This is a genomic window from Aliiglaciecola lipolytica E3, from assembly GCF_000314975.1.
Classification (GTDB): domain Bacteria; phylum Pseudomonadota; class Gammaproteobacteria; order Enterobacterales; family Alteromonadaceae; genus Aliiglaciecola; species Aliiglaciecola lipolytica.
This window is the reverse complement of the sequence record NZ_BAEN01000041.1, coordinates 71,130-90,973: the sequence shown is the minus strand read 5'-3', so window position 1 is coordinate 90,973 and position 19,844 is coordinate 71,130. Positions and strand designations below refer to the sequence as shown.

Here is a 19,844-nt window from a genome sequence, read left to right as displayed (position 1 = left end):
TACCTCTTACAGTTATCAGGTTGTTTTCTTAGAAGAGATTTAAACTAAAACACAACGTAAAAGGAAGCCTCATGGGATCAAGTTCAAAATATCAAACTACTCTTTCTGTTGGCGACAAAAACTATCGCTACTACAGCATCAACAAAGCAGGCTCACCTGAATCGATTGAACGCCTTCCTCTTACAGCCAAATTATTGCTCGAAAATTTATTACGTCATAACGAAGACATTTTTGTGCAACAAGAAGACATCGATGCGCTGGTAGAGTGGGACAATAGCGCGGCATCTGCAACTGAAATAGCATTTGTACCTTCGCGAGTAATTCTTCAAGACTTTACAGGCGTACCTGCGGTAGTTGATTTAGCAGCTATGCGTGATGCTATGAATCAATTAGGCGGAGATCCAACGAAAATAAATCCTCTGAAACCTGTTGATTTAGTAATTGATCACTCAATTATGGTTGATGAATATGGCAGTGAAGATGCTTTTAGAAATAACACTGCAATAGAAGTTAAGCGAAATAAAGAGAGATATCAATTTCTTAAGTGGGGACAAAAAGCCTTCAACAATTTTAAAGTTGTACCTCCTGGAAAAGGAATTGTGCATCAGGTTAATCTGGAATATTTAGCGAGAGTAACGTTTGCGGAAGAAAGCGAAAATGAAACACTATTATTCCCCGATACACTAGTTGGAACCGATTCGCATACGACTATGATCAATGGTCTTGGTGTAATGGGGTGGGGCGTAGGCGGCATTGAAGCTGAAGCAGCCATGCTTGGACAGCCCGTCACTATGCTTATTCCGGAAGTCGTTGCCATGGAGTTGACCGGCCAACTTGCACCAGGAGTGACAGCCACTGATATGGTTTTAGCGGTTACTCAGCAATTACGAGAATTTGGGGTAGTGGGTAAATTTGTCGAGTTTATTGGTGACGGAATAAAACACTTGTCGGTAGCTGACCGCGCCACTATTGCGAACATGTCCCCAGAGTACGGTGCAACTTGCGGACTTTTTCCAATAGATGAACAAACAATAACGTATCTTCGGTTGACGGGACGCAGCGAAGAACAAATTGACTACATTACTGTCTATAGCAAAGCACAAAATATGTGGGGGGCAGATTCTCTCAATAGCGCACAATATCACGACAAGTTAAAACTTGATTTAGGTACTATTGTTCCTGCTATTGCTGGTCCAAAACGACCACAAGATCGCATTGCACTTAGCGATGCGGCCAATAGTTTTAAAAAGTGGGTGTCAGATCAATCTGAATTAAAGATTGCTCCTGAAGATACTTCTGAAGGACGTTACGAAAGTGAAGGGGGGCAGGGACAGGAGGAAATCACTAAATCGATTAAGTGTGAGTATAATGGGCAAACTTTTAAGCTTGATGACGGTGCTGTAGTCATTGCTGCTATAACAAGCTGTACCAACACCTCAAATCCATCTGTATTAGTTGCTGCTGGATTGCTTGCAAAAAATGCTAATAAACTCGGACTGAACGTTCACCCTTGGGTTAAAACCAGTTTTGCGCCAGGCTCACAAGTCGTCACCGAATATTTGAATAAAGCTGAACTTTCCGAAGAACTTAACCAATTAGGGTTTAACCTTGTGGGTTATGGATGTACTACCTGTATAGGAAATTCAGGTCCATTACCTGATCCCATATCCCAAGCAATTAATACGGGTGATTTAACGGTATCTTCTGTGCTTTCTGGCAACCGCAATTTTGAAGGTCGCATACATCCGGAAGTTAAAACAAATTATCTTGCTTCACCTCCATTGGTGGTCGCTTATGCCTTAGCTGGAAATATGAATATTGACTTAACAAAGGAGCCTATCGGGACAAGTAATGAAGGTAAACCAGTTTATTTACGTGATATTTGGCCTAGTAACGAAGACATTCAGGCAATTGTAAACGATGTTGTCGACAAGGAAATGTTTACTGAAAAATATGGTGCTATTTATGATGGTGGTGAAATTTGGAATGAACTGGAAGCAGTTGATTCTGACATTTACGATTGGCCTGATTCTACCTATGTAAAACGTCCGCCATTCTTCGAAGATATGGCATCAACAGCTGACGATATAAAGTCAATCAAAGATGCTAGGTGTTTGTTAAAGTTAGGTGATAGTGTGACGACTGATCACATTTCACCCGCAGGTGCAATTGGTTTAGATACGCCTGCTGCAAAATACCTGCAAGATGAGCATGTTAAAAAGACGGATTTTAACTCCTATGGTTCAAGACGCGGAAACCATGAAGTTATGATGCGTGGAACTTTCGCAAATGTACGTCTTAAAAACCAACTCGCCCCCGGTACCGAAGGAGGATGGACTCGTTTGCAGCCTGATGCAAACGAAATGACAGTTTTCGACGCCGCAGAAATCTACAAAAGTAGACAAATACCCACCGTTGTTATTGCAGGTAGAGAATACGGAACGGGGAGCTCCAGAGATTGGGCGGCTAAAGGACCACTTATGTTGGGTATTAAAGCCGTTATCGCGCAAAGTTACGAACGAATTCACCGCTCAAACTTAATTGGAATGGGAATTTTACCATTGCAATTTTTATCTGGGCAAAGTGCAGAAACCTTCAAATTAGACGGCACAGAAGTATTCAATATAGATGCTATTCAACCAAATCAAAAAAGAGTTGTTGTGAATGTTAGAAGAGCAAACCAGCAACCATTTAGTTTTGATGCCGATATTCGAATAGACACACCAAACGAGTTTGAGTATTTCAAACATGGTGGCATCCTACAATTTGTCATTAGAAAGCTCTTATAACATCTAAATCCAAGTGCAACGCCTGTTGCACTTGGATCTGATTACCTCAATTTACGCCTCATACTACTTTACCTAAATGTTTCTACATTTCGTACTAGTCAAACTTTTCTTAAACGTTTAATATGTTATAAAAAAGTAAAAGGTTCGTAAGTATGGCCATTTCTCGTCGCAACATTATAAAAGGTGCGCTACTGACCAGTGCTGCACTAGCCACTCAGAATGCTATGGGTAGACAACAGCATTCGGAAGATAAGTCCAAAACATTGCTAAAAGGTAATATCAATCACTCCGTAAGTCGTTGGACCTACGGGCATTTGAGTATCGAAGAACTTTGTCAGTTAGTTAAAACTTTAGGCTTCAACGCAATTGATTTGGTTGGACCAAAAGATTGGCCAATACTCAAACAATATAATATCGATTCGTCTATGTGTAATGGTGCTGAACTAAATTTAGTAGACGGATGGATCCACCCTCAGTTTCATGCTGAGCTCACTCAACGTTATTTAAAGCATATAGATCTGGTAGCAGACGCAGGATATAAAAACTTAGTTTGCTTTAGTGGTAATGCGCGTGGAATGAGCCCAGAGCAAGGTTTAAAAAATGCCACTGTTGGATTGCAAAAGGTTATTCCTCATGCCGAAAAAAGAGGGGTAATTTTGCAAATGGAATTATTCAACAGCAAAGTCAATCATCCCGATTATATGGCTGACAACTCTAAATGGGGAATTGAACTATGCAAACGCTTAAATAGTCAACATTTTAAGTTGTTATATGACATTTATCATATGCAAGTTAATGAAGGAGATGTGATACGGACAATTACCGATAACCATCAGTATTTTGGTCATTATCATACAGCTGGCGTGCCCGGAAGAAATGAAATTGATGAAACTCAAGAGTTATATTATCCAGCTATAGCAAAAGCAATATTGAAAACGGGATTTAACGGTTATCTCGCACAGGAATTTATTCCAACTCCCAAATCAAATGAAGGCAAGGCTGAGTCATTGCAACAAGCGATCGCTATTTGTGACGTGTAAGTTTACGGTTTTAGATTAGTTGAAACTGGCGGCGCTTAACTTAATTGCTTAGGCGCAGCAAAGTTAGAAAGGGTTAAATATGAAGACAAATGAATATGATGCAATTGTAGTTGGATCTGGCATTAGTGGTGGTTGGGCCGCTAAGGAGTTGTGTGAAAAAGGCTTAAAAGTGTTGATGTTAGAGCGTGGTAAAAACATTGAACACATTAAAGATTACAAAAATGCTCATAAAGAAGTATGGGACTATCCTCACCGAGATCTTGCAACTCAAGATATGAAGCAAGACTACCCCGTACTTCGACGTGACTATCCTCTAAATGAATCAACTTTTGGTATGTGGGCAAATGAAAAAGAATCGCCATATACAGAAGATAAACGGTTTGATTGGTTTCGGGGTTATCATGTTGGTGGACGATCTTTGTTATGGGGCAGACAAAGTTACCGACTAAATAAGGAAGACTTTGAAGCGAACCAAAAAGAAGGCATCGCAGTTGATTGGCCAATTCGTTACGAAGACGTTGCTCCTTGGTACGATTACGTTGAAAAGTTTGCAGGAATAAGTGGTAACCGCGACGGTTTGGATGTTTTACCAGATGGTATTTACCAACCCGCTATGGAGCTAAATTGCGTAGAAAAGGAAGTAGCTAAACGAATAAAAACGGCATTTAAAGGTGCACGTCATCTAATACCCGGTAGAACGGCAAATATGACAGAAGCCAAACCAGCGGAGGGCAGGGCTGGATGTCAATATCGTAACAAATGTTGGTACGGCTGCCCTTTTGGGGCCTATTTTAGTACTCAATCTTCAACGTTACCCGCTGCAATGAAAACAGGAAATTTAACCCTACGTCCGTTTTCAATCGTTAAAGAAATTATTTACGACAAAGATAAACGTCGCGCCTCAGGTGTAATGATAATTGATGCTGAAACAAATCAAACCATTGAGTACAAAAGTAAAATCGTATTTGTAAACGCTTCAGCACTTAACTCAGCATGGTTGCTCATGAATTCTGCAACTGATGTTTGGGAAGGTGGTCTTGGAAGCAGTAGTGGTGAACTAGGCCACAATGTTATGGATCATCATTTCAGAACTGGTGCTTCAGCAGAAGTTGAGGGCTTTGATGACAAATATTATTACGGCAGACGGCCCAGTGGTTTTTACGTGCCTCGTTTTAGAAATTGGGGAGCAGATAAGCGTGATTATGTAAGAGGCTTTGGCTATCAAGGTGGCGCTAGCAGACAAGGCTGGGGACGTGACGTCGCTGAAATGGGAATAGGCGCTGCATTAAAAGATCAGATAAGTGAACCTGGCATTTGGCGAATTGGCATGACGGCGTTTGGCGAAATGTTACCCGACCATAGCAATCGAATTTACTTGAATCATGAAGTAAAAGATAAGTGGGGTTTACCGGTTTTAGCAATGGATGTCGAAATGAAAGAAAATGAGTATCGTATGCGTAAAGATATGCAGCAAGATGCAATGGATTTTTTTGACGCCGCTAAACTGAAAAATGTACAGGGTTTTGATTCCGGATACGCGCCAGGAATGGGCATTCATGAGATGGGGACTGCGCGAATGGGCAGGGATCCAAAAACATCTGTCTTGAACAGCCACAATCAAGTTTGGGATGCACTAAATGTCTTCGTTACTGATGGTGCCTGTATGACTTCAGCGTCTTGTGTTAACCCTTCTCTAACTTATATGGCATTAACTGCAAGAGCAGCTGATTTTGCCGTCGAAGAATTGAAAAAGGGGAACCTCTAATGGAACGCAGAGAATTACTAAAGATGATCGTTGCCGCTACGGGTAGCGCTTTTATTGGTAGTCAGGTACTCGCATACGATATGCGTCCCAACGTTACTTTATCAGACACCATATTTGATAAAGATGACGTAACATTTTTAAATCAATTAGGCGAAACAATTATACCTAAAACAGATACGCCGGGAGCTAAACAAGCAAACGTTGGATTGATGATCGCGATTATCATTTCTGATTGTTATACAACTGATGAACAAAAAATATTTAAACAAGGTTTGCTTGTTATCGATAATAAGGCGCAATCAACCTACAATAATCCATTTTTATTGCTATCAAATGTACAACAAACAGAATTGCTTACTGCAAAAGACGCCGAAGCGAATCAATATAATAAAAAATTTAGACAAGAACTTAAAAACAAAACAGTTCCTGTGCACTATTTTACTATGCTCAAACAACTTGTGCTTTTCACGTTTTTTAGTTCTGAGATAGGCGCTACGCAAGTATTAAGGCATGTTGCCATTCCGGGTTCATACAACGGTGATTTAGCTTATAAAAAAGGAGACAAAGCATGGGCAAGATAACACCCATTTCAGTTCGTTATAATCGTGGGCGCATTGGACGTTTAATATTGCTCTCTGTAGCCGGAACCTTTTTGACTGGTAACGCCGTCAATGCAAAAAAATCAGAGTTAGAACCTTGGCAAGAAGCAGAAAAAACGGAAGTTTGGGAGCCAGTACCCACGGTTGTATCGGCACCGCCCCTTCAACCGCCTTCGGATGCAATAATATTGTTCGATGGCAATGACCTATCTCAGTGGCTGTCTTTGGATGGGAGCGAAGCATCTTGGCCGATTTCTGGTAACGTTTTAACCGTTAAGCCTGGGGCAGGGGATATTAAAACAAAAGATGGTTTTTGTGATATTCAGCTCCATTTAGAATGGAAAACACCTACCGAAGTTGACGGTATGGAAGGACAACAACGAAATAATAGTGGCGTATTTTTACAACAGCGCTACGAAGTTCAGATTTTAGATTCATTTGATAACCTAACCTATCCCAATGGTCAGGCCGGTAGTGTATATAAACAAACAATTCCATTGGTTAATGCAATGCGTCCGCCAGGAGAGTGGCAAGTTTACGATATTATTTTTAAAGCCCCTAGGTTTGATAAGGACGCGCTAACATCACCTGGTTATGTAACTGTGATCCACAATGGTGTCGTCGTTCAAAATCATACTGAAATTCAGGGTAAAACAGAATGGATTGGAGCACCTAGTTACCAAGCACACGGTTGTGAACCTATTCAATTGCAAGATCATGGCAATCTAGTCAGTTTCCGAAACATATGGTTAAGAAAATTAAAAGACAAACCTTAAATTATCATCAACACTATGATTGAGCTTACGGATGAGCTCAAAGTCTAGACGTTAAAACCCACTCAAATAAAGCAATAACCGATTAATCAACGATTATATATATTTCAATATTTTTATTTATTTCGTCGGTTTGCTAGACCCTATTTATACAGTATTAGACTTTCGTTAATTGCCAATCAATTTCTTGACAACAAAATAATCTCGTTCATTCTATCGCACTTTTAAAATCCTTTTACATGAGGATAACCGTGAGCAACGAAATAATGTACGATAAAAATAGCATCTTAATAGCCATAGGCTTGTTTTTAAGTATGCTCGCCGTAAATCAGCTTTGTTATTTAATCGGCCGTCGTTTCCAAACGTCAGATGAAAATAACGAAGTTAAAGGTCAAACTGCCGCTATCCAAGCTGGTATTGTGGGTTTATTAGCCTTATTACTCGGTTTTACATTCAATATGTCTCTGCAACGATACGATGCGAGAAGTAATATTGTAATTGAAGAAGCCGGCACAATTGCCAAAGCAGCAATGCAAGCAAGTCTTTTAACAAACAGCGTCAAGACTGAAACGCTCACTCTATTAGAACAGTACCTTGAATTACGCATTTCACTCAGTGAAATTGATCTTTCTGATGAAATAAGCAGAAGAGCGCTAAACGTTAAAATAAGTGAATTGCAATCTCAATTGACGATGGTTGCTCAAAATGTCATTGAAAACTCAGAGAAACCGGCTGTTGCCAATGCATTTTTCCAATCCATCTCAAATATTATATACGTAGAAAATAAGCGAACTGCCATGTTAAGGCTGCATGTTCCTGAACCAGTTCTGTTTCTTTTATTCTTCGTATTTGTTACCGCAGGTGGAATGTTGGGTTATACCAGTGGACTTCATAAAAAGAGACCTGCTTTTCCGACACTTTTGATGTCTGGATTAATCGTGTTAGTGGTATTCATCGTAGTCGACTTAGACCGTCCAAGACGAGGAATTATTCAGGTTAACCAAGACTCTCTAGCCGATACTCTAGTGCAAATTAAACAGTATCAATCCGCATAATTAATACCAAGCGTGATGAGTCAAACATCACGCTTTTTCTCAAGGCTATTATTTATCACAACTGTCCCATTATTAATGATATCTCTTACAGCCAAGTAAACATCCTAATTGCATAATCTAAGTCCCAAAATAATTAGGGTAGGGGACGTAATAGTCTCACGCATATATTTTACCAACTAAAATTGATTTGTTTTTGAAGGTGGCGTAGTATTTTTACCACAAACCTAGTGTTTGATAAGGAACATTGCATTTAACTTAAGGAGTATACAAGTTTGGGCTTTTTATTTAAAAGTAAGGCACTAGTAGAAAACACACCTACCCCTCAACAACTTGCGGAAAATAAGTCACATCATATTTTGGAGAGCTTAAAAAACTCTGTTGCATTTATAGAGTTTTCAACCGACGGTGAAATTTTAGATGCAAATACTAATTTTTTAAACACGATTGGTTATTCACTTGATGAAATACAGGGAAAACACCATAGAATTTTTTGTGATCCCACTTACACGCAAACCAGCCAGTACAAATCATTTTGGAGTCAATTGGCCGCTGGTCAATCCATCAGCGACCGATTTCTTCGGTATACTAAGTCTGGTCAACCCATATGGTTAGAGGCAAGTTACAATGCCATTTTAGACGATTCTGGCAAAGTAATTTCAGTAGTTAAATTAGCAAGAGACATCACAGAATATGTAGAAAGTTCCAACGTTCAAAAGGGAACTTTAGAAGCGTTAAATCGATCCTCAGCGATTATATCATTTAATTTAGATGGCACTATTTTAGAAGCAAACGAAAACTTTTTGGCCGCGACCGGCTATAAACTTAATGATATTCAAGGTAAACATCACAAAATATTTTGTACCTCAGAGCTATCTTCAAGCTACGGATACAAACAATTTTGGGAGAAATTAAACAAAGGGCAGTTTATCCAAGGTTTATTTGAACGTATAGATTCTAATGGAAATGTTTTGTGGTTAGAGGCCAGCTACAACCCAATAGTAAACGAACAAGGCAAATTAATACGAATCGTTAAATTCGCAACAGATGTAACACAACGAATTACCAATATTAGTAATGCATCGGAAGCAGTTAATTCAACAATGATAGAGACAGAACAAGTCTCTGAACAAGGAAAGGACGTGTTGATGAAAACCGTTTCTATAATGGATGAAATAACTGAAAACGTTGAAATTGTCGCCAACGATATTACTGCGATCAATCAACAATCAGATAAAATTAGTAATATTGTGGATACCATTTCCGCTATTGCCGATCAAACTAACTTACTCGCTTTGAATGCAGCCATAGAAGCAGCTAGAGCAGGTGAACAAGGTAGAGGTTTTGCTGTTGTTGCTGATGAGGTGAGACAACTGGCTGCAAGAACAAGTAAATCAACGTCTGAAATATTTGAGGTAGTGAAAAACAATACCGCACTATCAACAGCACTCTCCAAGAATATTCAACAAACTCAAGGTATTGCCAAAACGGGCGTCGATCTTATTTCTCAGGTAGATGGTATATTTAAAGAGATAAATCAAGGCATGGAATCCGTTAGCATCGCTGTAAATAAACTCCAATAATTAGTATTCCCATTCTTTAACCGTGGTGAGATCATTGATTTCACGGTAACGCATAACCTAGGAGCAACTTTGCGTACAATGACTAACTCTGCAAATTCGTCATATAACCCGTGTAATTATTTCAATTAGTTAAGCAAGAATTCCTACTCGTTGAAACCGAATTATGCAAGGAAGCCATTTGGTGGAAAAAAATACTCCTTTAAAATCAACTATGTTTGCTTCTTATTGAAAGTTAAATGTATAAGTTAATGCTTATTGGTCCGTTCTTTGCGTTTATAGAGATGCAACATGCAATGCAGAATTATATTTTTCAATCCTAAACAACTGGAGAAATATTATGAACGATGACCAAATTAAAGGTAACTGGAAGCAGCTTAAAGGCAAGATTCAAAAAAACTGGGGTAAATTAACCGATGACGAATTGGACCAAATGGAAGGTAGCCGTAAGGAATTAGTTGGTAAAATCCAAAAATCTTATGGTAAAAGCAAAGAAGAAGCTGAAAAACAAGTCGATGATTTTTTCAACAGTTAAAACGAACATGATGTGGCCGACAAAAGCTCGGCCACATTAATTTTAATTTATCACTGAACATCAAACCAATTCTACATACACCAGTAACAGCTTTATTCAAACTTGCCATTATGGTTCTCAAAGAACCCGCACAATTTAAAATCTAAAAACCTGCAAATAAATATGTTTGGCACAAAGACACAAGCAAGTGTTTTGTGGAGTAAAGAAAATAGAAAGTAACGTCGCCGTACGCAAATTCTGAGACTGTAGATACGCAATATTCATAAAATAAACGCACACAAACGCGTTTGAAAGCCAATTTATTATCAATAGCGCCCAATAAGGCTCCTGTCCACCTCAATAATAAAATTCGTATAATGTATATTATGTTAAATTAAGTAAATTGTAATAATATGCCATTGTCATGTGGCTGTTGTTGCAAACTCTTCCGATTATTTAAATTGTTTTGTAGCTTAATAGAAATTGAACTAAAGACTGACATGCCCTATTTTTACGATTAAAAATTAATGTGCGATTAAATTACATAATGTTTTAAAAAAGAGGTTTTTAGTTTGTATAGGACTAATTGGAAATTAACTTAAAAAGAAATTGAGTCCTAGTTGTATAAAAAAGAATTACAACTAAAGAAAACAAAACTGAACCTTACAGAAAAACAAATTAAGAAATGATGTTAATTTGTACAAAATAACATCAGTTAGTGTACTTTATGATATCCTTTTTATTCAATGAGCTAACAACTTACTAGCCAAACTGCATGGAGTGTCAACTTGGCAGATCTATTCATTTCCTATGCTAGGCGTGATCAACCGGCAATTAAGGTTTTGTCAGAAGCGCTTGAAGCTCAAGGGTTTTCGGTATGGTGGGATCGAGAATTACTCGGTGGAGATAACTTTGCTGATGATATTGAGCGCGAGTTGATATCTGCTAAGGCGGTAATCGTTAGTTGGTCAGAAGCAGGTGCAAAGTCGCGTTGGGTAAGAGATGAGGCTGCTATTGCGGCTGATTCGGGCTCGTTAATTTCACTATCTTTAGATGGCTCTCGCCCCCCTATTGGATTCCGTCAGTTTCATTGTGTCGATTTAACTAATTGGCAGGGTCAACAAAATGAGGCGATATTTAAAGAACTTATAAAAGCAATATCTACCCGTTTACAGCGTTCTTCACCTGCAGATGAAACTCCCGAGCAAAAGCAGTCACCTTTAACATCAAAAACTATGACCCAAAATGTGCATGGGTGGCAGGATGAATCAGTTTTCAAAGATACTCAATTACAAGATATAAACACCAACAAAATCGTGGCTGTTTTGCCTTTTACCAACCGTAGCCCACAAGCGGATGATGCCTTTTTTGCAGATGGTGTTCATGATGAACTATTAACCCAGATTTCAAAATTAGCATCCATTCAGGTCATTTCTAGAACGTCAGTAATGGGCTATAAGAATGCCACTCTGAGTATTCCTGAAATTGCCACTCAGTTAGGAGCGGCAGTTATTTTGGAGGGAGCGGTTCAACGTGCAGGTCAAAGAGTTAGAATTAATGTCCAATTAATTGATGGTAAATCGGATATTCATATTTGGGCTGACACCTATGATTGTGAACTAACGCCGGAAAATATCTTCGATATACAGAGTGATATTACGCGTGAAATTGCAGAGTCATTGCACGCTGCCCTTTCGCCTGAAGATGAAAAGTTACTCAGTGCAAACGCACCAACCAATAACCTTACTGCCTATGATGCATATTTGCGTGGAAAACAAAAAATGCGCTCTGAAGCCGCAGGAAAACAGGATTTTCATGCTGCCATTATTGAATTTGATAAAGCGATTGCTGAAGATCCTGACTTTGCTGAACCACATGCAAATAAAGCGCGCGCTTATTTAACGTTATTTTGGTTTTTTGGATGGGATTATAAGTGGGTAGAAAAAGCGAAGTTGTCCGTTGAAAGAGCTAATATTTTAGCACCTGATTCTATTGAAAGTTTGTTGGCACAAGCATATTACTATTATTGGGGAAAGCTGGATTTACTCAAAGCCGAATCCGTACTCAATAAAATATTGAAATTAGCTCCACAAAATACTGAAGCTTTAGCATGCAAAAGCTACGTTATACGTCGTAACGGACGATTTAGAGAGTCGATTACGGCATTAAATAATGCGATTAGGCTCGATCCGATGCTGATAGATCTCCCCATGGAGCTTGCAGAAACGTATGCAGCTATTGGAAAATTTAAGCAAGCTTACGAAATGTTACAACATGTACAAAGATTAGCGCCTGCAGCTAATTTCACCGCGATTGTATTAGGCGATGTTTATCATCTTGCCGGGCAAGCAAATAAAGCATTTGATGGTGCTTGTATCGAAGTTAACGATGAAGACTTTGTGTATTTTTATCGACGCGCATTTCATGCCTTTAATACAGGTGATGCTCAAAAGATAAATTACGCGCTTTCCACTTGGCCAGAAGCTCATCAAGCCACGCCTATGTTCCCTGAGACTTATCAACTATACCAGGCAATTGCTTGCAAATTAACTGGTGAAAATGAAAAAGCCCAACGATTATTGCAGGAGATAAAGCAACGGATAGACGCGACTGAAATTGCATACCCCGGCGGCTGGATCGGTGAAACCCCCTACTACCCCGTAACGCTTCCAGGACTGTTAGGAGATATTCAGGGAGTGCGTGATGCGGTTGAACAATTCATGCTAAATGCAAAACCTGATAAATTTGGTGCGCTGTACCATTATCATGCAATCGCAACAGCCTTTGTAGATTGCCAAGAGTTGGATGGCGCATTGACTTATCTTGAAAAATTAACAGATATTTACGGGCCTTGCTGCTATTCGGCTATCTCTATTATGCCGCAATACAAGGTGTTAGAAAGTGAAGAACGTTTTCAAACTCTCAAGAGAAATTATGAAAAGTGGCTCATTGCAAACCCCACCTCAGTGTAAATTATGTAACATAAGGAATTAAGCTTACACAGCGTTGTCCATGTTAATATTCAAGCATTAAAAAAGTACCTACTAAATATGAACGATATAAATGTTCTTTTTGACTAATTCAGGATTGTCATGCCGGCGATTTTAAAAAAGCCCTTTTTCTACATCTTTACACGGACACTAATTGTACTTTGTACAATGTTAGGTTTTATTACGCTTTTATTGTTTTTGTTTAGAAATTCAGTGGTTTTGTGGGCGAGTGATTTTTGGCTACCTGAAAATACTGCGATTGAATGCTTAGATTTTGATATTGGAAAATCACCGTTCATTGTCATTAATTCAATTTGTTTCCGTTCTAATGATCTTGAAATTGAGATTACTGATGCAGAGTATGATGTAGGCAGCGGCTCTATAGATAAAAGTTATTTTCTCGCACAAGCTAGTGTCAATATTGAGCGAATCTTTGTTCATCATTTTGAGAGTAATGATTCAAATATTGGTAATGAGAAACCTACAAATTCATCTGTAGACTTATGGTCACTTCCAGATTTATTGCCTCTTATCCAAGTTAAACATCTGAAAATTGATTCTTATCTTATGCAACAGCCTGTTAATTTGACTCTTTCTCAACCTAACCGTTCTGAACTTGTGGTCACGGGTGATATTGAAGCAAAATTTGCGGTGGGAAAAGGGAAGGTTTCAGGAGATCTTATTTGGTCCGGTCAGTTATTAACTACGAATAGTCAGCTTTTAGATACAACCACTGAACCTTACCAAAATTTCGTAGAAGATTGGCAAGGATTAATGAATATGCCAATACATACGTCTTTCCAATATACCGGCTCAACTTTACAAAGCAACCACACTATTAATTTAGAAAATAAGATCACTTATAACGATTGTGGTATTCCTGTGAATTTGCGCGGCGATCTTGTTACTGAGTTAACTTTGAGCTCCTGGCAAATTGAGATTAATACTCAGGGATTGGACATTAATATTGATGTTGATAAATGCATTGAAAAAACACTAAATATCGAAGATCTTCAATTGGGTATGCTTGCCCTATCCTTTCCGTCGTCTATATCAGTTTCCAATTCAGGCATTAACATTCCCATACTCAGTCTTACTTCCACGTCAAAAGGTAACCCACTTTTATTTAAACTTAGTCAGGTTAATATCAATCAACAAAATGATGTACGGCTAGATTATCAACTTAACTTGAGCTCAACCTTCAACGAGTTTTATGACAACCCCAAAATTAGATATGAACACTTGAGTCTCCAGTCTCATGGTACGCTCTACAAAAACCAACATGAATTCCAAATAAATGGTGATAGAAATATCATCTCTATGACAAACCTATCAATTGAACAAAACCATATAAAAGATATCAATGGCAATATCAGCTTAAACTTAGTGAAACAATCTAATCAAGATTGGAAACCAAGTGGAAAAGGAAGCGTCACTGTTAAAAATTTTTCCGCCGGTGAAATTCATATTAATGCGCTACAAAATCAATTTACGCTTAGCGGGGAAACCCTTGACCAAACAGAAATCGAGTTTTCTAATTCGATTCAAAGCATAAAGTATCAAGACACAAACGTCGTAAAAAATATAAATTCGCAAGTTACTTTAAAGTTTGATCAAAACCAATATTTTAGTGCTGTGGGCAAGTCTAAATTAGCTAGTATCTCTAGCGCTGCTATTAAATTAGGTTCGATAGATATTATCCATCACATCAATGGTGATTTAACCGCAAATAATTATACCGGTAATCATGAATTTACCTTACCCGCCGGTTTGTTGGGTAATCTATTCCATGAAAATAAAAACATTAATGTGTTGGTTCCCGAACAACCTGTGACCTATCTAAATCCACTTTTAAAACAAGTGTTACCGGATGCCAACTTAGTCATGGGAAAGCTTGAATTCGCATTAAATAATAAAAATCCAAGCAAAAATTTAAGCGCGAATATTAAGCTTGATAGTGTGAGTTTAGAATATCAGGATTATCAAATTGTTAATGCGCACATGGATGAGTCATTTAGCATTGATTCATCTGGAATTCAGTTAAACAATGGCAAGATAACCATTGAGGAGATTAATGTAGGAATACCTTTGACTGAGGTGAACGCATCACTCAGTATATTAAATAATGTCCCTAAACTTGATTTCGCGCGGGCACAAATAATAGGGGGAGAAGTTGCGCTAACTGACTTTTGGTTAGACAACCGCAAACAAATACTAAAGCTAGATATAGAAGATGTGGACTTAAAAAAATTAGTAGAATTACAAAACCAGGATGGTATTGAAGTTACCGGAGAAATATCAGGAAATTTACCTATTTCATGGTCTTCTGGATTCAACAATATTGATAAAGGAACCTTGATCAACGATGGTCCAGGAAAACTGAAAATTAGTAATAACGAAGCCTTCAATGCAATCAAAAAACAACAGAAAGAGTTGGCTTTTCTGGAAAACGTAGAGTTTAGTAAACTTTCGAGCGAGGTATCGCTCACGGACGATGGTTGGTTAGATTTGAAAATTGGTATCAATGGCGTTAATCCTGAAAAAAATCAGGAAATAAATTTCAACTATACTCATAAAGAGAATATTTTCACTTTATTCAAATCTATGAGAATTACCAATTCCGTGCAAAACTCGATTGAAAAACGCCTTAAACAAAAATTATCAAATAAGGATAATAACCTGTGAAAAACGTACTCATTTTGGTTTCTGTTGTTTATGTTGCAGCTTGTACCCATACTGTACAAGTTGAAACTAAAGAGCCAATTACCATTAATATTAATGTAAAAGTTGACCACGAAATACGCGTTAAAGTTGATAAAGAGCTTGATGATATTTTTAGTGATGACAGTGAATTATTTTAAGGATTAACAATGAAATTTTTACGTATAACCATGTTAAGTGCCCTTCTCTTTTGCCACACTGCTTTTGCTCTTGAATTAGATGATGCGAAACAAAACGGCTTGGTTGGAGAACAAGAAAATGGCTACTTAGGCGCAGTGGTAGATCGTGCTGATGTGATGGCTTTAATTGGCGAAATTAATGTTAAGCGAAAAGCAAAATACATCGAACTAGCCAACAAAAACAATATTACTTTGGAGCAGGTCGAAAAATTAGCCGCCAAGAAAGCATTTGAAAAAACGGCATCTGGACACTACCTAAAACACGATGGCGAGTGGGTGAAAAAATAGCATTTTACAACGCTAGTTAATAATAGATTTTATAATATCGTGACTAGGACAGCTTAGTCCCAATGCTTGCAAATGCGCAATTGCATCTGCTAATTTTGCAAAGCGTTGGGGCTTGAATGAACAATTATCGAAGAAGACCATTAGTTCTTCACCTTGTGTAGTCGACTTGGTTATCCAGCTTTCTCCAATTTGATTTCTACGCTTTAAGGCTATCTTGCTCTTAAATGGAGAATCAAAAACTTCTTTGGGAAATGTCCAATTTGTCATGTCAACACAGATACCCCAATCTCGTGTCCTACGTTTTTCCAAAATCTCGAATAGTTCGCTTATATAAGCTAAATCAATTTGAACCGTCCACACACCTTCCAACACAATGAAGAAGATATCTCCAATTGGGGTGATTTTATACGAAGGGGAATTCCTACTCATTAACCTACCTAGTTTTGAATAATATACCCATGCGTAAATCATTCTGGAATAATTGAACGCGTATTATATCTTGAATAGATAGTGATGACTTTAGTTTTCAGTTAAATTTCGATAAATTCCTAGTTTCCCACGCAAAGGCTTTTATGCTCTAATAACCTTGATTACTCACATATTAACGAAACCATGTTTGAAAAAATAAAAATAGAAAAAATCGAACTGGTCAAACGGGTTATTCGTCAGAATAACTACGAGCAGTATGAAAAAACGTATAAGCAATGTATTGAGCTTGGATTAAGTATTAATCGCCAGGCTCTAAGCCGATTTGCGTCCAAATTAGAATTGATTGACAAAGCGCACTTGTCTAAACGTCAATTTGAGCTGCATAAACTAGAACAAGCTCAAAGAAATAATAAACAAATCATACGACAGGCTGCTAACAATAAGACAAATAATGCTATTTTAGAAAGCGGAAACGAAGTTGCTTCATCAAAGCAGAGCAGCTATTTATCTTCAAGTCATAATGAAAAAACAATTGAGCCCCCTTCTTATAAAAAGTTAGCGCAAGATCAGGCTGCAACCCGTCCAGTTACAATGAAGCCGGGTGAAATGAGTTATGAACAAGTGAAACAAAGAGAAACAGAAATTACATTTGCACTAGGTGAACTTAAAATTAAAGAGAATGAACTGTTGCAAGAACTCATTAATTTATCTGACATGTTAGATAAACGCCAAAAAAACTAACTCTTAAGTGCAATTATTATTCAATTAAATTAGGATTAAGTGAGTCAAACAGTAACATTCGTATTTTACGAATTACTAGTAAAATAGTTCATTCAGTAACGATCAAACGGCCAAATCATCGCCTATATAAAAACCAAGTTAGTTAAACTGCCTTTTAAGTTAGTTTGATTGGGTAATTCAGTCTATTACAAAATTGTTTTCGGAGTTTTATGGAATTCGCTTTTATTCTAGTTGCATTTTTATGCGGTTTAATTATGAAAATAGCTGGCCTGCCGCCATTGATAGGATTTTTGATTGCAGGCTTTAGTTTGAATTTTATGGGATATGAACCTGATGCTTCAATAGATACATTGGCTGATCTAGGCATCACCTTAATGCTATTTACGATTGGTCTAAAACTCAATATTCGAGACTTAATGAAACCCGAGGTCTGGGTTGGAAGTAGCTTACATATGCTGCTTTGGGTATTAATTGTTGCATCCAGCTTTGTTTTTCTAAGTGCGTTAAGCCTAGGTTATTTTGCTGACATAAACATACTTACCGGTGCTCTTATTGCATTTTCTCTTAGTTTTAGCAGTACTGTTTGCATCGTTAAAATATTAGAAGAAAGCGGAGAAATTCGCACTCGGCATGGTAAAGTCGCCATCGGTATTTTAGTTATGCAAGATATCTTTGCAGTCATCTTTTTAGTATTTGCTACAGGGAAAATACCATCTATTTGGGCGGTTTTGTTATTGTTGCTTTTGTTGGCAAAACCCATATGGTCGATACTTTTAGAAAAAGCAGGGCATGGTGAATTATTGCCTTTAATGGGTTTTCTGATCGCCATAGGTGGATACGAACTATTTGAACTTGTGGGAATTAAAGGAGATTTAGGTGCTTTAATACTCGGAATGCTGTTAGCCAATCAAACGAAAGCAGCTGAATTGTCTAAATCATTGATGAGCTTTAAAGATTTGTTTTTAATTGGCTTTTTCTTATCCATCGGGTTTACTGCACTACCTACCCTGGAAATGCTTCTCACAGCGCTTTTATTATGTTGTTTAATTCCGCTTAAATTTGGTTTGTTTTTCAGTATATTTACGCGTTTACGCTTGCGCGCCAGAACTTCATACTTGGCCAGTTTAGTATTAGGCAATTACAGCGAGTTCGGGCTGATAGTTGTGGCGTTATTAGTCAATGAAAATCTCGTAGAGAAACACTGGTTAGTCGTACTGGCTTTAGCCGTTTCAATTTCATTCCTGTTTACCGGGTTTGGTTATCGTTCTTCTCACCAACAATATAATCGTATTAAAAATCGTCTTAAGAACTACGAGCATCCAGTTAGATTAAAAGAAGATGTTTACAACTTGCCTAACAATGCTCGCGTACTGATTATTGGTATGGGACGTGTAGGGAAAGGTGCATATCGAGCACTCGAAAATGTCTTAAAGGAACAAGTATGGGGAATGGATGCAGATCCTAACCGCATCAGAAAAATGAAAAAGCTTGATATGCAAGTATTTGTAGGTGACGGTGAAGACGTTGATTTTTGGGAAAACTTTGACTTAAGACAAACCGATATCATTATGCTTGCAGTTCCTGCCGTAGAAGATATTAGTAATATTACTCAACAACTTAGAAATGCAAATTATCAAGGTACAGTTGCTTCGATTGCTCGTTATGAAGATGAAATTGAATTGCTACAAAAAGCGGGGGCTGACAAAGTATTTAACTTTTTCACAGAAGCAGGTACAGGTTTTGCTGAAGAAAGCTTACAAATGTTGTCGCTTTCAACGAAGTAATAACAGAGTCAAAAATGATAACCATTTGCATTACCTATCCATTTGTTTTTAAAGGGTTTTATTGATTTTTCACTGCAATAAACTATACTGTAACGATACGGTTAATCAGGAGAACTAAACTATGAAAGGCCAAGCCAACATAGTCGCGGCATTAAATGAGGTGTTAACTATCGAGTTAACATCCATTAATCAGTATTTTTTACATGCAAGAATGTACAAGAATTGGGGGTTAAATAAACTTAATTCCGTTTGTTATAAAAAATCCATCAAGGATATGAAACAAGCTGACGAGCTTATTGAGCGTATTTTGTTTTTAGAGGGGCTGCCTAACCTACAAATGTTAGGGAAACTCTATATTGGAGAAGAAACCGTTGAAATGTTGCAATGTGACTCGAAGTTTCAACTTGAACAAATTCCAAAACTCAAAAACGTGATCGCTTTGTGTGAGTCTGAACAAGATTATGTCTCTCGAGATCTTCTTGAAGAAATTTTGGAATATGAAGAAGAGCACCTCGATTGGTTAGAAACGCAGGAATATCAAATATCTGCATTGGGTTTAGAAAATTACTTACAAACTCAAGTCGGTTCAGGAGATTAAAT

The 19,844-nt window shown here is 37.8% G+C and carries 16 protein-coding genes; 15 read left to right on the top strand and 1 reads right to left on the bottom strand.

What is annotated here, in order from left to right; translation table 11 throughout:
- Positions 1 to 71 precede the first annotated feature (71 nt).
- The 12 genes from acnA (at position 72) to GLIP_RS10475 (ending at position 16,290) form a co-directional block, all read left to right on the top strand.
- On the top strand, positions 72 to 2,789 hold the full coding sequence (gene acnA, locus GLIP_RS10530) for an aconitate hydratase AcnA (RefSeq protein ID WP_008844612.1): 2,718 nt from the start codon (positions 72 to 74) through the stop codon (positions 2,787 to 2,789).
- A 152-nt stretch (positions 2,790 to 2,941) separates the two neighbouring features.
- Positions 2,942 to 3,829 (top strand): hydroxypyruvate isomerase family protein, encoded by an 888-nt coding sequence (locus tag GLIP_RS10525; protein ID WP_008844611.1) that lies wholly within the window; start codon positions 2,942 to 2,944, stop codon positions 3,827 to 3,829.
- 79 nt (positions 3,830 to 3,908) lie between these two features.
- A complete protein-coding gene (locus GLIP_RS10520) occupies positions 3,909 to 5,594 on the top strand; it encodes a GMC oxidoreductase (RefSeq protein ID WP_008844610.1) in 1,686 nt (561 codons plus the stop codon).
- Positions 5,594 to 6,175, top strand: coding sequence for a gluconate 2-dehydrogenase subunit 3 family protein (locus tag GLIP_RS10515; RefSeq protein WP_008844609.1), 582 nt, complete (start codon positions 5,594 to 5,596; stop codon positions 6,173 to 6,175). The genes GLIP_RS10520 and GLIP_RS10515 overlap by 1 nt, the downstream gene beginning before the upstream one ends.
- Entirely contained in the window at positions 6,163 to 6,969 is an 807-nt protein-coding gene (locus tag GLIP_RS10510) for a 3-keto-disaccharide hydrolase (RefSeq protein WP_008844608.1), read from the top strand. The genes GLIP_RS10515 and GLIP_RS10510 overlap by 13 nt, the downstream gene beginning before the upstream one ends.
- Before the next feature lie 248 nt (positions 6,970 to 7,217).
- Positions 7,218 to 8,021, top strand: a complete 804-nt coding sequence (locus GLIP_RS10505; protein WP_008844607.1) for a bestrophin-like domain — start codon at positions 7,218 to 7,220, stop codon at positions 8,019 to 8,021.
- A gap of 272 nt (positions 8,022 to 8,293) precedes the next feature.
- Entirely contained in the window at positions 8,294 to 9,601 is a 1,308-nt protein-coding gene (locus tag GLIP_RS22440; protein ID WP_008844606.1) for a methyl-accepting chemotaxis protein, read from the top strand.
- 337 nt (positions 9,602 to 9,938) lie between these two features.
- A complete protein-coding gene (locus GLIP_RS10495) occupies positions 9,939 to 10,133 on the top strand; it encodes a CsbD family protein (protein WP_008844605.1) in 195 nt (64 codons plus the stop codon).
- Between the two features lie 767 nt (positions 10,134 to 10,900).
- A complete protein-coding gene (locus GLIP_RS21445) occupies positions 10,901 to 13,084 on the top strand; it encodes a TIR domain-containing protein (protein WP_008844603.1) in 2,184 nt (727 codons plus the stop codon).
- Positions 13,085 to 13,270: 186 nt separating this feature from the next.
- Positions 13,271 to 15,787 carry a YdbH domain-containing protein gene (locus GLIP_RS10485; protein WP_008844602.1) on the top strand — a complete coding sequence of 839 codons (2,517 nt, stop codon included), beginning with the start codon at positions 13,271 to 13,273 and terminating at the stop codon, positions 15,785 to 15,787.
- On the top strand, positions 15,784 to 15,963 hold the full coding sequence (locus GLIP_RS10480) for a YnbE family lipoprotein (protein ID WP_008844601.1): 180 nt from the start codon (positions 15,784 to 15,786) through the stop codon (positions 15,961 to 15,963). The genes GLIP_RS10485 and GLIP_RS10480 overlap by 4 nt, the downstream gene beginning before the upstream one ends.
- Positions 15,964 to 15,972: 9 nt before the next feature.
- Complete coding sequence (locus GLIP_RS10475) at positions 15,973 to 16,290, top strand: YdbL family protein (protein WP_008844600.1); 318 nt, start codon at positions 15,973 to 15,975, stop codon at positions 16,288 to 16,290.
- A 12-nt stretch (positions 16,291 to 16,302) separates the two neighbouring features.
- Here GLIP_RS10475 and GLIP_RS21440 read toward each other — a convergent pair whose 3' ends face one another.
- Complete coding sequence (locus GLIP_RS21440) at positions 16,303 to 16,719, bottom strand: hypothetical protein (RefSeq protein ID WP_052154972.1); 417 nt, start codon at positions 16,717 to 16,719, stop codon at positions 16,303 to 16,305.
- A 183-nt stretch (positions 16,720 to 16,902) separates the two neighbouring features.
- Between GLIP_RS21440 and GLIP_RS22310 the strand changes: the two genes are divergently transcribed.
- From GLIP_RS22310 to bfr, 3 genes are all read left to right on the top strand, one after another.
- Positions 16,903 to 17,460 (top strand): hypothetical protein, encoded by a 558-nt coding sequence (locus GLIP_RS22310; protein WP_008844598.1) that lies wholly within the window; start codon positions 16,903 to 16,905, stop codon positions 17,458 to 17,460.
- A gap of 209 nt (positions 17,461 to 17,669) precedes the next feature.
- Positions 17,670 to 19,244, top strand: a complete 1,575-nt coding sequence (locus GLIP_RS10460) for a cation:proton antiporter family protein (protein ID WP_008844597.1) — start codon at positions 17,670 to 17,672, stop codon at positions 19,242 to 19,244.
- A gap of 121 nt (positions 19,245 to 19,365) precedes the next feature.
- On the top strand, positions 19,366 to 19,842 hold the full coding sequence (bfr, locus tag GLIP_RS10455; protein ID WP_008844596.1) for a bacterioferritin: 477 nt from the start codon (positions 19,366 to 19,368) through the stop codon (positions 19,840 to 19,842).
- The last annotated feature ends 2 nt before the right edge of the window (positions 19,843 to 19,844 follow it).